Here is a 14,415-nt window from a genome sequence, read left to right as displayed (position 1 = left end):
TATGCTCAGGTCAACTGTAACGGCGCGTCCGTCCGTCCCGATACGTGTTTACGGGGAGCGAGAGGGGATCAGCGATGCGACGCTGCAGGTACCGGCCGCCCGGCCCAGATCCGTACGACGCGGATCTGGTCCGGCGGCTGCGCGCGTTGCTGGCGCTCGTTCGCCGGCCCGCTGAGCGTGGCCCGGACGCAGTACAGCGTGACGACGACCTGCTGAACCGGCTCTAGCCGATCGGCGGCCGACCGGTCAGGGTGGACCTGGCGTCGAGCGCCTCGATGGCGGCGAGCGAGACGCGGTACCACCGCACGCTGTGCTGGAAGACCGACTGGAACAGGTTGCTGAGCACCGAGAAGCGGAAGTCCCACGCGCACAGCTCCCAGCTGTAGTCGTCGACCGCCAACGCCTCCCAGTAACGCCGCAGCAGCACACGGTCGCGGGCTGGTCGATCGTTCGCCGGGACCGCGGCCAGGCTGTAGGCCAGGTCGTGCGGGCCCAGGCCGGGCTTGAGCTCGGACCAGTCGATCACCTTCGGCCGGGGATCGGATCCGGTGAAGAACACGTTGCCGAGGAAGTGGAAGTCACCGTGGATGAGCGTGAGTGCGCGGCCAGTCCCGGCTCTGCGATGGAACTGGCTCTCCCAGCGGTCGACGATCTCCCCGAGGATCGAGCGTTCCGCGTCCCTGAGTTCCGTATCCGCAGCGAAGAACCGAGCGGCCTCGGCGCGGACCGCCGCCGCGTTCCGGGTGATCATGTCCGGTGGCCAGGCTTGCGCCGTACTGGTGACCGACGGCTCGAGTTCGGCAACAACCTGGGCGTCGTCCCAGAACTCGCGGTGCAGCTCTGCCAGTACGTCGATCGCGCCGAGCAACTGCTCTCCAGTCACGCCGGCGCCGACCACGTGGTAGCCGGCAGCGTCCAGGTCTTCGGTCAGCAGGACGACCGTCTCCCCGTCATCCGTTGCCCCGAGCAACCGCGGCGCCGGGTGCTGCCAGCGCGACGCGAGCCGCTCGTAGAACCGGACCTCCCGACGCGCCGCCGCGACTCCGGCATCGGTCGCATGCTTGGCGATCACGGTGCTTTCAGACCCGTCCGTCGCACCCAGGCGAACCCGCGCAACCTCAGCCGCCGAGGCGGCAAACCTGTCGAGCACGGTCACCTCACTCAACGGTGAACCCAGCGCGGCACTGATCACATCGAGGGAGAACGGCGTGGTGGTCACCCGCCCTATTCCACTAGACGACCCAGCGAGTGGACCAGGGTGGTCAGGGTTTCATGGCTTGAGCCGAAGGTCAGGCGGACGTGGGTGGACGGGGCGTGCATGTCGGCGCCGCGGACCGCTGCGATGCCGTTCTGCAGGAGGGCCTGGTCGATGGCGTCGGGCGTCGCTGCGAGGCGAGAGCAGTCGAGTAGCAGGAATGCGCCGGCCCCGGGACGCACCGGTGGAGTGAGACCGATCCCGGCGATGCCCTCGCAGATCAGGTCGCGTTTGCCCTGGTAGGTCGAGAGCGCGTCATCGAGCCAGTCGCGTGGACCGGTCAGGGCGGCGACCGCGGCGTACTGCGGAACCGCTCCGCAGCACACCGCTTCCCACTGCAGTCGCCGTTCGAGCGCGTCGACGATCGACGGCGGCGCGACGACGTACCCGACCCGCCAGGTCGCGAGGGCGTAGTACTTGCTGAGGCTCATGACCGTGACCAGGTGTGGCCAGCGATCGGCGAAGGCCTCCACCGGCTGGTACCGGCGGCCGTCGAAGGTGAAGTGCTGCCAGGAGTCGTCGGAGATGACGAGCAGCCCGTGCCACGCCGCCAACTCGACGACCGCCTCGATGGTGGCGGCGTCGGGCAAATTACCGGTCGGGTTGTTCGGGTTGCAGAGCAGTACGGCGCGCGTGTTCGGCGTGATCGCAGCCTCCAGGCGGGATACGTCGAGAGCCCAGCCTTCGCGCTCGTGGGACGGGACGTACACGGGCTTCGCGCCGGCCTCGCGAAGGAACTCGTCGAAGAAGAAGGTCGGGGTCGGCACGATCACCTCGTCGCCCGGCGCCAGCACCGTTCGCAGTACGAGCGACAGGCCGTGCATCGCTCCGTGAGTCACGAGCACGCGCCGCTCGGGATCGACCTGCAGGCCGTGATGCCGCTCGAGCTCGGTCGAGATTGCCGCCCGGAGCTCAGGAAGGCCGCGGCTGTCGCGCGGATCGGGCTGATTCATCGCCTCCGCGACCGCACGCCGTACGTGCTCCGGCATCTGCAGGACCGGCGCTCCAGCCAGCGGCAGCATCCGTACGCCGTCCCGCGCGCTCCGCGCCGCACGCTCACGGGTGCGCATCGCGCCCATCACCGGAACGCCACCTGCGGGCAGGACCCAGGCATCGCCGCTACGCTGCATAGGTCTTAAGATATCACTGCAGTGTTTAAATATCTCTTTTGGCCGACATTGAGCCGATCTGCTGTATCAACGGTCCGGAGTGGTACGGTCAGATGGTGCGCCAACCCAACTCCGTCATCACGGGAACGCCTCATATCCCCGCGCTCCTGCTGGTCGGCATGGAGGACAGCGGCCTCGACCGCACCAGCCAGGCTTACCGTGCGATCAGGCGGCAGATCATCGATCTGACGCTGTCGCCCGGCAGCAGCTTCACCGAGACGTCGCTCGCGCAGCAATGGCAGATCAGCAAGACGCCGGTGCGCGAGGCGCTCGCCCGCTTGCGCCGCGACGGCCTGGTCAACGCGCTACCGCGCGCCGGCTACGTTGTCAGCCCGATCACCCTCCAGGACACCGACGACCTCTGCGCCCTGCGCACGCTGCTGTCCTGCGAGGCGGCCGTCGCCGCCGCGAATCAGGGCATCGGGGCGCCTGCACTCGAGCGGCTCGAGGTGCTGTCGAAGGTGCCGTTCGCGTTCGCAGCGGGTGAGGTCGAGCTCGAGGACTCGCTGCTGGCCGGGATCGAGTTCGAGGCGATCATCGCGAACTTCAGCGGCAACGGCCGGCTGGCCAAGGCGATCGTGGACGTCCTCGACGAGCTCGAGCGGGTGCTCCGGATGGCCGAGCTGATCGATCCCGGTATCGTCAGCCCGCCCGGCGAGCTGCAGGCCATCTTCGAGCGGCTGCGGGCGCGGGACGCCGACGGCACGTACGAGGCCACCCGCAAACGCTGCGAGCGGGTCCGGCGCGACGTACTCAAGGTGCTGGCGATGAGCGCATCCGTCAGCCGGGCCAACATCGAGATGCCGCGCTAGTGTCCTGAGCCGAACCTCCGACCCAGGACACCTGACTCAGACCGCCGTCGGGAAGCTGAGGTTTCCGCGCGGCTCGTCCGGCTCGGGCCAGCGGGTGGTGACCGCCTTCGCACGGGTGTAGAAGGCAATGCCTTCGGGTCCGTGCACGTGGTGGTCGCCGAACAGCGAGTCCTTCCAGCCGCCGAACGAGTAGAACGCCATCGGCACCGGGATCGGGACGTTGATCCCGACCATCCCGACCTGGACCGAACGCTGGAAGACCCGCGCCGCCCGACCGCTCGAGGTGAAGATCGCGGTTCCGTTGGCCCAGCGGTTCGCGTTGATCAGACCGATCGCGTCCTGCAGCGAGTCGACGCGGACGACGACGAGGACCGGCCCGAAGATCTCGTCGCGGTACACCTCCATCTCCGGCGTGACGTGATCGAACAGGGTCGGGCCGACGAAGTACCCGTTGCCCAGTACGTCGGGCCGGCGCCCGTCCACCACCAGCTCCGCACCCGCTTCGACCCCCGAGGCGATGTAGCCCGTGATCCGCTCGAGCGCTTCCCGCGTGACAACCGGTCCCATCTCGGCCGCGGGCTCGTGCCCCGGCCCGACCTTGACCGCCTGTGCCTTCTCGCGGACCCGCTCGACGAGCGGTTCGGCCGCGTCACCGACCGCCAGCGCGACCGAGATCGCCATACAGCGTTGGCCCGACGAGCCGTACGCGGCCGCGATCAAGTGGTCGGCGGCCGAATCGAGATCCGCGTCGGGCAGGACGACGGCGTGGTTCTTCGCACCGCCGAGCGCCTGGACGCGCTTGCCGTTCGCAGTCGCGCGCTCGTGCACGTACTGCGCGATCGGCGTCGAGCCGACGAACGACACCCCGGCGATCTGCGGATGATCGAGGATCGCGTCGACCGCGACCTTGTCGCCGTGCACGACGTTGAAGACGCCGTCGGGCAGACCGGCCTCCGCATAGAGCTCGGCGACGAAGTTCGACGCCGACGGGTCGCGCTCGGACGGCTTGAGCACGAACGTGTTGCCGGTCGCGATCGCGATCGGATGCATCCACATCCCTACCAGGGCAGGGAAATTGAACGGCGTGATCCCGGCGCACACACCGAGCGGCTGACGGAACGAGAACAGATCCACATCGGTCGACACCTGGTCGGAGTACTCCCCCTTGAGCAACTGCGGGATCCCGCAAGCGAAGTCGATCACCTCCAGCCCGCGGATCACCTCTCCCCTGGCGTCGTCGAGCACCTTGCCGTGCTCGGAGGACACCATCCGCACCAGCTCGTCCAGGTTCTTCTCAACCAAGTTGCGGAAGGCAAACATCAGCCGGGACCGGCGCATCACCGAGGTGTCGGCCCACCCCGGCAGCGCGGCTGCCGCTGCCAGCACCGCGGCGTCGACGTCCTCCGGCTCGGCCAGCAGTACCTCGGCCTGGTGCTCGCCGGTGGCCGGATTCCACACCGGCGCGGTACGTCGCGACGTACCCGCGGTCTCTTTGCCGCCGATGCGGTGCTGGATCGTCCTGACTGTCACTGTGCTCACAGAACTGCTCGCTCTCTGGTAGATGGTCAGACGATGAGGTCGCCGCCGTTGATGTCGACGGCCGCACCGGTGATGTACGCCGCCCGGTCGGAAGCGAGGAACGCGACGAGCTCGGCAACCTCCCACGGCTGCCCGACGCGCGGCACCGGGAAGGACCGGGTGGCGCGTTCGAGCGACTCCGCCGGGAGCAGGGCGCGGGCCATCGGGGTGTCGATGAGGCCTGGGCACACCGCGTTCACCGTGATTCCGTCGGGTCCGTACTCCTTGGCCAGGTGCCGGGTGAGCCCGAGTACCCCGTGCTTGGCGGTCGTGTAATGCGCACCGCCGACTGTGCTGATCGTCTTGCCGGCCGTGGAGGAGAAGTTGACGATCCGGCCCCAGCCACCGGTTCGCATCGCGGCAACTGCTCGCCGGCAACACAGGAAGGTCCCGTGCACGTTGACGCCGAGGACGCGGTTCCATTCGTCCTCGGTGATCTGCTCGAACGTGGCCGGCGGCGCGATGCCCGCCGCGTTGACGAGGATGTCGAGCCGGGAATGCTCCGCCAGCACCGAGGCGAACGCACTCTCGACCTGGTCGCCATCGGTGACGTCCACGCTGACCGGCCGGATCGACTGCTGCGGGCGGTCACTCGGCTCCACGCGATCGAAGACCGCGACGGTCGCGCCGCGACGGGCCAGGGCGTGCACCGTCGCCAGGCCCATGCCGCTGGCGCCGCCGGTGACGACCGCGACCCGGCCCTCCAACTCGCGGCTGTCGACACTCGTCGGTGCTTGGACCATGGTCATGCGCAGTCCACGAACTTGCGCACACGATCGAAGGCAGCAGCCGCCGCTTCGAGCTGGTCGGCGGTGTGCGCCGCCGAGATCTGCACCCGGATCCGCTCCTCTCCGGCCGGCACCACCGGATGCCAGAGCGCGAAGGCGAGCACGCCTTCAGCGAGGAGCGCGCCAGCTACGTCGCGAGCCCACGATCCGCCCCGCAGCATCACCGGGATGATCGGATGCTGCCCAGGCAGTACGTCGTACCCGAGCTCGCCCAACGCCTCACGGAACCAGGCAGTATTCGCGGCCAAGCGCTGCCGCAGCTCAGGACGACTCCGCGCGATCCGGATCGCCGTCACGGCCGCGGCCGCCAGCGGAGGCGCCATCGCGTTCGTGAAGATGTACGGGCGCGACACCTGGCGCAGCGTCTCGACGACGGCATGCGAACCCGCAACGAAGCCTCCCGCACCGCCCCCGAGCGCCTTGCCGAGCGTCCCCGTCAGTACGTCGACGCTGCCCGTCAGTCCGAAGTACTCTGCTGTGCCGGCGCCGGTCTCGCCCAGCACACCGGTGGCGTGCGAGTCGTCGACCAGCAGCGCTGCGTCGTAGTACTGCGCCAACTCCGCGAGCTTGGGCAGTGCGGCGATGTCCCCGTCCATGCTGAAGACACCGTCGGTGACGATGAGCCGATGCCGTGCACCCGCGCACTTGGCGAGACAGCGCTCCAGGTCGTCGAAATCGGCGTGCGCGAAGACGTGTCGCCGTACCGGCGCCAGGCGCATGCCGTCGATCAGGCTCGCGTGATTGAGCTCGTCGCTGATGACGACGTCGTCCCGACCCAGCAGGGCATCGAAGACTCCAAGATTCGCATCGAAGCAAGAGCTGTACAGAACCGCGTCTTCAACGCCGACCAGCGCCGCGATGCTCTCCTCGAGCTCGCTGTGGATCGCGCGCGAGCCACAGAGCACACGACCTGCGGTGACTCCGAGTCCCTCGTCGCGCAGCCCCCGCTGGGCCGATTCGATGACCTCCGGGTCGCTTGCGAGCCCCAGATAGTCGTTCGAGGCAAGGTTCACGAGCTTCTCGCCGGCCACGTCGAGCATCGGTCCTTGTGGGCCCGAGACCACGAGATCGCGACGCAGCCCGGTCGTCGTACGGCGATCGGCGAGCTCGGTCCGGAGGCGGTCGAGCAATCCGGCGTTCACGCCGGCCATCCGGAGCACGGTACGACGTCGACTCCCCGGCTGGGGAAGACCGTGTCCATGAAGAAGTCGTGCATCGCCTGATCGCCGTCGGCGCAGCCGTCGCGCAGGACTGTCAGGTGGTAGCCGCGGTCGGCCGCGTCGTACACGGTCGCGGCCACCATCGCACTGGTCGCGACTCCGGCGATCGCGAGCGCGTCGACGCCGGCCGATCGCAGGACCAGGTCGAGATCGGTGCCGGCGAACGCACTCGCGCGGCGTTTGAGTACGACGACATCCGCTGCCTCGACCGGCAAGGCCACCTCGGTCGACGCCGTTCCCTCGTGAAAGATGTCGCCGGCATCGAAGAACGACCGGAACAACGCGTTGTCCGGTGGCAGATCGGTCCCGTTGACACGGAAGGCGAACCGCACGAACACGACCAGCAGACCGGCGGCGCGCGCACGCGGCAGGAGTTCGGTGAGCGGTGGCACGACGTGCTGGGCGAACGGGAAGTTGGCCGTGATGCCTTGCTGGACGTCTCCGATGACGAGTGCTCGCGTCATGCCAGTCTCCCGTCGAGGCTTTCCATCCGTCGTCCTACCGTCAGTAGCACGCCCATGCCGCCGATCATGATGATCGCGATGGTCAGCAGCGCATAGGTGAAGCTGCCGGTCGCGTCCGAGATCCATCCGGTGATGTAGGGGCCGACGAAACCGCTGATATTGCTGACGGAGTTGATCAAGGCGATGCCGGACGCCGCGGCCGCGTCGGTCAGGCCGATCGCCGGGATCCGCCAGTACTGCGGCATCGCGGTGATGATCCCGGCGACGCTGAGGCAGACCGCGAGTACGAACAACGTCCCGCTGTGCGCAAAGGTTGCCAACAGCAACCCCACCGCACCGCCGCCCATCGGTACGAGCGTCGCCGTGACCGCGCTCCGCCGGGACGCGAAGTGCGCCCAGCCGAGCAGGGCGACCGCGGCAACGGCGTACGGGATCGCGGACAGCAGCACACTGCTCACGTCGGCGGCGCCGCCGATTCCCTTGGTGATGGTGGCGATCATCGTCGGCAGGAAGAACGCCATCGGGTACAGGCCGAAGGCGATCGCGAACCAGCACACGGCCATCGCCCAGACGCGGCCGCTGGTCAGCGCGTCGCGGAGCCCGGTGAGCGCACCGTGGGCGCGCTGTTCGGCGGCCTCGGCGGCCAGTGTGGTCTCGATGGCCGCCTTCTCCTGCTGATCGAGCCACCGCGCGTTCTCCGGGCGGTCGGGCAGGAAGGCGAAGATCAGCACGCTGACGATGGCCGTGAGCACGCCCTCGACCAGGAACAGCGCCCGCCAGTTGGTGATTCCGAGCAGGCTCTGCCCCCACTTGATCACCGCGGCGGCCAGTGGGGAGCCGATGATCGAGGACACCGGGATCATCAGGATGAACAGGGACAGGGCCCAGGACCGCTGCCGGCGCGGGAACCAGTTGGTCAGGTAGAGCAGGATCCCGGCGGCCAGGCCGGCTTCGGCGAACCCGAGCAGGAGCCGCGCGACGTACAGCATCGGCGCCGAGGTGACAGCTGCCGTCGCGGCCGTGATCAGTCCCCAGGTGATCATGATCCGGGCGATCCACCTGCGCGCGCCGAACCGTCGCAGCATCAGGTTGCTCGGCACCTCGACCAGGACGTAGCCGATGAAGAACAGGCCGGCCGCGAGGCCGAACTGGCTGCCGTCCAGGTGCAGGTCGCGTTTCATCGGTGCGGCGATGTAGCCGAGGTTGGCGCGGTCGGTGTAGCTCGCCACGTAGGCGAGGCCGACCAGCGGAATGATCCGGAGGCTGACTTTGCGCCAGGTGCGTGGCGCGACGGAATCCTGGATGACAGCGGCGGTTGTGCTCATCGGACAAGTCCTCGTCGTGAGTGGTGATGGGGTGTCCCGTCGCGCAGCTCGGCGGTGGCGTCCGTGTCGATCACGCCGTCCGCTGTGATCACGACGCCGTAGTCCAGTTCGGCACCCGCGTGCGTGACCTTGCCGTCGAGGACGTCTTCGAGGACGTGTTCCGGATCGCGCTCGAAGGGCAGGCCGTGGCCGCCCCCGCCGGCTGTCACGTGCCGGTGGCGGGTTCCCGCGGTCATGACGAAATGTGGCTTGGACTCCAGCAGTCGTTCGCCGTCGCCGTCCGGGTCGAGCACATTGAGCGAGGGCGTTCCCTGTGCGCCGCCATTCAGCCCGTACGGCAGGAACTTCCGCCGGTCGGACCTGATCTGCACGCTGGCCTCGGGGGCAAGCAGAGTCATGTCCCGGAAGGTCGCCAATCCCCCGCGCCAGCGTCCGGCCCCACCGGAGTCCGGGAGATAGCCGTAGCCGTCGATGCGGATGTGGCCGGAGGTCTCCAGTTCTTCGACCGGCGTGTTGGTCAGATTGGCGCCCAGTGAGCTGATCCCGTCCACACCGTCGCGATCGGGACGGGCGCCCCAGGCTCCGGACAGCGGATCCCACAGGACGAAGGACTCACCGTCCGGGCCGACGAAGCCGATCGCGATCCCGTCGGGTCCCCCGTCGCCGGCAGCCGGTACCCGGGTGGGGAACACCGGGGCGAGTGCCCCGAGCACCGCGTCGACGAGCCGGAAACCCACCAGGCCACGGGCGCCGCGCGCTGCCGGTCGCCGGCCGTTCAGGATCGAGGCTTCCGGGATGACGAAGCTGAACGGCCGGTAGAACCCGCTGTTGGCCGGGATGTCCGCGGCGAGCATTCCCTGCAGCGCGGCGTACGCCGCGGAGCGGGTGAACGGGGCCGTGGCATTGAGCGCGGAGTCCACCTGCGGCGAGGACCCGGTGAAGTCGAACTCGATCCTCGAATCGGACAACGTGGCCTTCACGCAGAGCGGGATCGGCCCGGAGCCGAGGCCGTCGTCGTCGATGTGGTCGGTGAACTCGTACGTACCCGGGACCGCTTCGGCCAGCGCGGCGCGCAGCAGGGTCTCCGAGTAATCGAGCAGTTCGTCGATGAGCTCGTTGAGCCGTACGACGCCGTGCCGGGCCGCGAGCGCCCGCAGACCTTCGGCTCCCGTGTGGCAGGCCGCCAGCTGGGACTCGAGATCACCGCGCAGGAGCTCGGGTTCGCGGACGTTGCGCAGGATCAACCGCAGGAACGTGTCGTTCACGGTGCCGGCATCGACCAGCCGCGACGGCGGGATCTGCACGCCTTCGGCGAAGATGCTCGTCGACTGCACGGCCATCGAGCCGGCCGCCCAGCCGCCGACGTCGGTGTGGTTCACGACCGTGACGGAGAAGCCCAGCAGGACCCCTTCGCCGAAGACCGGAGCGACCGCGAAGATGTCCGGCAGGTGCATGCCGCCCAGCGACGGATCGTTGAGCAGGTAGATGTCTCCCGGACGGATCCGCCCGCCGAACTCGTCGAAGATCGCCTCCATCGCGCCGGGAATCGAACCGAGGTGCAACGGCAGCGTGTTGGCCTGGGCAATCACCCTGCCCCCGGCATCACACAGCGCCGCCGAGAAGTCCATGCTAGAGGCAACGAGTTGGGAGTGTGCCGTCCGCAGGATGGTGATCGCCATCTCGTCGGCGATCCCGGTGACGGCGTTGCGGAAGACTTCGAAGGTGACTGCGTCGCGGATCATGCGGCACCCCAGGTGATGACGATGTTGTTGAACCGGTCCAGGTGCACCCGCGCGCCGGGCGGGACGAGGGTCGTGGCGTCCATGTCCTCGATCACCATCGGTCCGTCGACCGGCTCGGCGCCGAGATCCGACCGACCGACGACAGGCGTGGTCGTCGTTTCGTCGAACCGGCACTCACGGGTGCCGGGGTGCCGTACGGCGGTGTCGGGACGGCTCAACACCTCCTCGATGGATACCGATGTGCGCAGCCGGCCGCGGACCCGGAGGTTGACGAGTTCGACCAGGTCGTCGGTGCCGGCGCGACCGTACGTACGCTCGTGCTCGGCATGGAACCTCGCCAGCGCCTCAGCCAGCAGGTCATCGGTGAGCTCGCCGTCGGGCACCCGGATCCGCAACTCGAACCGCTGGCCGCGGTAGCGCATGTCCAGCAGGCGATCCACGACCGCGTCCGCTCCCAGCTGGTCGCCCACCTTGGCTGCGAGCCGCTCGAACTCGGCGGCAAGTACGCCGGCATCCGCGAACTCGGACCGGTACGGCGTGAGCTCGTGGCGTTCGGTGTCGGCGACGAGGAGGCCGAGGCTGCTGAACAGGCCGGGGTACACGGGCACGATGACGGTCGAGATACCGAGTTCGCGAGCCAGCGCGGCGGCGTACAGCGGACCGGCGCCGCCGAACGCGACCATCGTCGCCTCGCGCGGGTCCCGGCCGCGTTCGCTGGTCACAGCCTTCACGGCGGTCGTCATGCTCGACACTGCCACCTGGTAGGCGCCACGCGCCGCCTCCGCCACCTCGGACCCGAGCTGATCGGCGACCACGGACAAGGCTTTCGCCGCCAGGTCGGGGTGCATCGCAACGCGTCCCCCAGCAAGGGATCGCGGGCTCAGGTAGCCAAGCATGACGTTGGCGTCGGTCAGCGTCGGCAGCTCACCGCCATGTCCGTAGCAGGCCGGGCCGGGGATCGAGCCGGCGCTGGCCGGTCCGACGTGCAGCGCGCCGGCCGCGTCGACCGAGATGATGCTGCCGCCGCCTGAGCCGACCTCGGCGATGTCGATCGACGGGGTCCGGACCGGATAGCCGGCGCCGGAGCTGAGGCCTCGGGCAACATTCATGCCGCCGCCGACCTCGTAGTCGGCCGAGACGAACGGCTCGCCGTCCTCGATCAGCGACGCCTTCGCCGTCGTCCCGCCCATGTCGAACGCGACCACACTGGACAAGCCGATCAGCTGCGCAAGGTTCTGTACGGCGGTGACGCCCGCCGCGGGTCCCGACTCGATGATCTGGACGGGCCGCTCAGCCACCGAGGCCGCGTCGAGCAGTCCCCCGCTGGACTGCATCACCAGGAGCGGGGCACTCACCCCGACGGCTCGCAGTCCGGCCTCCAGCCGGGTGAGGTACCCGTGCACGGCGGGACCGACGTACGCGTTGACCGTTGCGGTGCTCGTGCGCTCGAACTCCTGTAATTGCGGGGAAACGTCGACCGACGCTGTGACGAAGACACCGGGCAGCCCGCGGCGCAGCAACTCGGCCACGCGCCGCTCTTCGTCCGGACGCACGTACGAGTTGATCAGGCAGACAGCCACCGCTTCGATCCCATCCGCACGCAGCCGCGCGGCCAGCGTGCGGATCTCGTCCTCGGCTGCCGGCGGCTGGAGGTGCCCGTCCGCGGCGATCCGTTGGTCGAGCTCGTAGCGGTTGCGGCGCCGGGCCAGTGGCGTGGGCTTGGACCACGACAGGTCGTAGAGCACCGGCCGGCGAAGCCGTCCGAGCTCGAGCACGTCCCGGAAGCCGCGGGTGGTGACGACCGCCGTACGGGCGCCGTTCATCGCCAGGATCGCGTTGGTGGCCACGGTCGTGCCGTGCAGCATGGCAATGACCGAGTCGTGCGGTGCGCCGGCCGAGGACAGCACGTCGGTCGTCGCCGTGACCACACCTGCGCCGTAGTCGGGAGGAGTGGAGGGGACTTTCATCGGAACGACTTCGCCGGCCGGGCCCAGCGCGATGACGTCGGTGAAGGTCCCACCGATATCGGCGGCGATCCGCCAGCCGACAGCTCGAGGTTCATGACTCGGAGGCACTGAGATCTCCTTCGCTGAACGAAGCAATTGGGATCACAGTAGGAGCCTCTTAAGATATCAGCAAGACCCAGTTGCTGTTCTACGTGGGGCAGCGCATTTCTGCTACCTCGATCGGGTGTCGCCCGGGTAGGCGGCTGCCCCGGGTGCGGGGCCCGGCCTACGGTGAGGTCCAGGTGCGGAGAGGGGCGGGCGATGGTCAGGTCACGAGGGTTCGGGCTGCGAGCCGGGTACGAGTTCGAAGACGAATTCGAGGATGAGTTCGAGGATGAGTTCGAGGATGAGTACGAGTACGAGGAGCCGGCGCGGGTGCGGATCCGGATCGTGCGCGGGCGGGCCTGGAACGAGGCGCGCGAGTTCGAGTACGACGCGGACTTCTTCGATCCGGTGCCGCCGCCGGCGGGAGCGCGGCTGTTCACGCGGTTCGCCTACGGAGGTGCGGCGCTCACCGCCGTCCACCGGCGGATGATCGTGCAGCTTGCCAAGGATCTGCTCCGGGACGGGCCGATGGGCAACGTCGACTGTCTGAGCGTCACGATCGTCGGGCACGAGGACGAGCTCGGCGAGCCGGCCCGGTTCGGCGCGCTCGGCCAGCGACGCGCGGAAGCGGTCACCAAGGCGCTGGCCGACGAGCTGGGCCGGCAGGTCGCGAAGCTACCGGCCGCCTCCCGGCCCAAGGGACAGTTCGTCATCACCGTCCAGACCCTCGGTCCGACCAAGCCGATCCGCTCCAACCTGACCGCGGACGGCCGAGCGCTCAACCGCCGCGTCGAAGTAACCGCCGGCCGCGCAGGCCTCTGCCCGGACGTGATCTGACGACACCACAGCACCGTCAGGTCATCACAAGTGGTTACGCCACGCTCGAGTCCTGTTCGGTCAGGGTCAGGGCGTCGTGGAGCGAGGTTTCGGGGAGTGGGTCCGCGCTGTGGCGGGCGGATTGGCGGCGAGCCACCCGGCGATGGCCTTCGGCGATTGCTGCGATGCCCGCGACGCTCCAGGCGAGCAGAACGACGATGTGCTGCGAGGCGCCGTGTCCGTCGAAGTACGCGGCGCTGCGGAGCAGATTCGCCCCGGCGCCCGGTGGCATCAGCTGACCAAGCTCAGCTACCGCCCTCGGCAGCAACTCGGGCGCCGAACTGACCGCCGAGAACGGATTGCCGACGAACACCATCGCGATCGCTCCGGCGGCGACCCCGCCCGGCCCGAGCAATGCCGCCAGGCCGGCGACCGTGCTGCTGATCGCGAACAGCATCAGCGACAACGAAGCCCAGGTCTCGATCCGGTCGCCGGGCAGAGCGCCCACGTAGTCCTGGGCCACCAGATGTACGCCGACGCCGGTGATGCCCGACACCAACGCGAGCGCCAGGATCTCTCGCCACGCGGGCCGGAATCCGACCATGACAGCCACCATGACGGCCAGAATCACGCCGCCCAGCACCAACGGCGTCATCGCGGCAGTGAAGATCGCGCCGCGTGGATCATCGCCCGAAGTCGCAACGACGTCCTGCACGACCGACTTCAGGACCGGTCGTGGAGCGGATTGCGCCGAGAGTTGCTGGGCGGTCGACGTCAGCAGTTGAGCGACGGCCGGACCGGCGGCGCTCGCGGTCAGCACGGTGAACCGGCGGGACGAGATCTCGAACACGCCGTACACCTCACGATCGGCGATCGCAGCACGCGCCTCCGCGTCGTCGGCGTACAGATGCAGTTCGAACGCGCCCGGCGCGGCGTTCGTCAGGCTCTCGACCGTCTGCTGCGTGCCGAGACCGGTGCCGACGACGCCGACCGGCAGGCTGCGCGCCGCGGTCCGCGAAGCCGGCCAGGTGAACATCAGCACCGCGAGACTGACCACGAGCGGAGCCAGCACCGACAGGATGAGCAACTGCCGCCACGGCGGATGGTGTACGAGCGGATTCTTGGGCACTTTCCTGCGCCTCTCGATCGGATGATCGGCACGCCTCACGCGCCAAACGACAATGAACGTTCGTTT

13 protein-coding genes are annotated in these 14,415 nt (G+C 68.8%); 3 read left to right on the top strand and 10 right to left on the bottom strand.

Annotated features, from left to right (window positions below; translation table 11 throughout):
• The first annotated feature begins 74 nt into the window (after positions 1–74).
• Entirely contained in the window at positions 75–227 is a 153-nt protein-coding gene (locus ACIA58_RS22525; RefSeq protein ID WP_396405703.1) for a hypothetical protein, read from the top strand.
• Here the strand turns inward: ACIA58_RS22525 and ACIA58_RS22520 are convergent.
• Positions 224–1,219, bottom strand: a complete 996-nt coding sequence (locus ACIA58_RS22520) for a phosphotransferase family protein (protein ID WP_396405702.1) — start codon at positions 1,217–1,219, stop codon at positions 224–226. The two genes, ACIA58_RS22525 and ACIA58_RS22520, sit on opposite strands and share 4 nt — an antisense overlap.
• Positions 1,220–1,224: 5 nt before the next feature.
• Entirely contained in the window at positions 1,225–2,385 is a 1,161-nt protein-coding gene (locus ACIA58_RS22515; RefSeq protein ID WP_396405701.1) for a pyridoxal phosphate-dependent aminotransferase, read from the bottom strand.
• 95 nt (positions 2,386–2,480) lie between these two features.
• Here ACIA58_RS22515 and ACIA58_RS22510 point away from each other — a divergent pair, with 95 nt between their 5' ends.
• Positions 2,481–3,236 (top strand): GntR family transcriptional regulator, encoded by a 756-nt coding sequence (locus tag ACIA58_RS22510; RefSeq protein WP_396405700.1) that lies wholly within the window; start codon positions 2,481–2,483, stop codon positions 3,234–3,236.
• Between the two features lie 36 nt (positions 3,237–3,272).
• On the opposite strand, the gene ACIA58_RS22505 is transcribed toward ACIA58_RS22510, so the two are convergent.
• The 7 genes from ACIA58_RS22505 to ACIA58_RS22475 are packed head-to-tail and all read right to left on the bottom strand — an operon-like array spanning position 3,273 to position 12,428.
• Positions 3,273–4,766 carry a CoA-acylating methylmalonate-semialdehyde dehydrogenase gene (locus tag ACIA58_RS22505; protein WP_396406500.1) on the bottom strand — a complete coding sequence of 498 codons (1,494 nt, stop codon included), beginning with the start codon at positions 4,764–4,766 and terminating at the stop codon, positions 3,273–3,275.
• A gap of 35 nt (positions 4,767–4,801) precedes the next feature.
• Positions 4,802–5,563, bottom strand: a complete 762-nt coding sequence (locus ACIA58_RS22500) for an SDR family NAD(P)-dependent oxidoreductase (RefSeq protein ID WP_396405699.1) — start codon at positions 5,561–5,563, stop codon at positions 4,802–4,804.
• On the bottom strand, positions 5,560–6,753 hold the full coding sequence (locus tag ACIA58_RS22495) for a glycine C-acetyltransferase (RefSeq protein ID WP_396405698.1): 1,194 nt from the start codon (positions 6,751–6,753) through the stop codon (positions 5,560–5,562). Before ACIA58_RS22495 ends, ACIA58_RS22500 begins: the two co-directional genes overlap by 4 nt.
• Positions 6,741–7,286, bottom strand: coding sequence for a cysteine hydrolase family protein (locus ACIA58_RS22490; protein ID WP_396405697.1), 546 nt, complete (start codon positions 7,284–7,286; stop codon positions 6,741–6,743). Before ACIA58_RS22490 ends, ACIA58_RS22495 begins: the two co-directional genes overlap by 13 nt.
• Positions 7,283–8,611, bottom strand: coding sequence for an MFS transporter (locus tag ACIA58_RS22485; RefSeq protein WP_396405696.1), 1,329 nt, complete (start codon positions 8,609–8,611; stop codon positions 7,283–7,285). The genes ACIA58_RS22490 and ACIA58_RS22485 overlap by 4 nt, the downstream gene beginning before the upstream one ends.
• On the bottom strand, positions 8,608–10,353 hold the full coding sequence (locus tag ACIA58_RS22480; protein ID WP_396405695.1) for a hydantoinase B/oxoprolinase family protein: 1,746 nt from the start codon (positions 10,351–10,353) through the stop codon (positions 8,608–8,610). Before ACIA58_RS22480 ends, ACIA58_RS22485 begins: the two co-directional genes overlap by 4 nt.
• On the bottom strand, positions 10,350–12,428 hold the full coding sequence (locus ACIA58_RS22475; protein WP_396405694.1) for a hydantoinase/oxoprolinase family protein: 2,079 nt from the start codon (positions 12,426–12,428) through the stop codon (positions 10,350–10,352). The genes ACIA58_RS22480 and ACIA58_RS22475 overlap by 4 nt, the downstream gene beginning before the upstream one ends.
• Before the next feature lie 192 nt (positions 12,429–12,620).
• Here ACIA58_RS22475 and ACIA58_RS22470 point away from each other — a divergent pair, with 192 nt between their 5' ends.
• Positions 12,621–13,241 (top strand): OmpA family protein, encoded by a 621-nt coding sequence (locus ACIA58_RS22470; protein ID WP_396405693.1) that lies wholly within the window; start codon positions 12,621–12,623, stop codon positions 13,239–13,241.
• Positions 13,242–13,275: 34 nt separating this feature from the next.
• Here the strand turns inward: ACIA58_RS22470 and ACIA58_RS22465 are convergent, their stop codons facing one another.
• Positions 13,276–14,349, bottom strand: coding sequence for an ABC transporter permease (locus tag ACIA58_RS22465; RefSeq protein WP_396405692.1), 1,074 nt, complete (start codon positions 14,347–14,349; stop codon positions 13,276–13,278).
• Positions 14,350–14,415 lie beyond the last annotated feature (66 nt).

The sequence above is a fragment of the Kribbella sp. NPDC051586 genome (assembly GCF_044453965.1).
GTDB lineage: Bacteria > Actinomycetota > Actinomycetes > Propionibacteriales > Kribbellaceae > Kribbella.
Note: the sequence above shows the minus strand (reverse complement) of the source record. Positions and strands in the feature narration are given on the sequence as shown.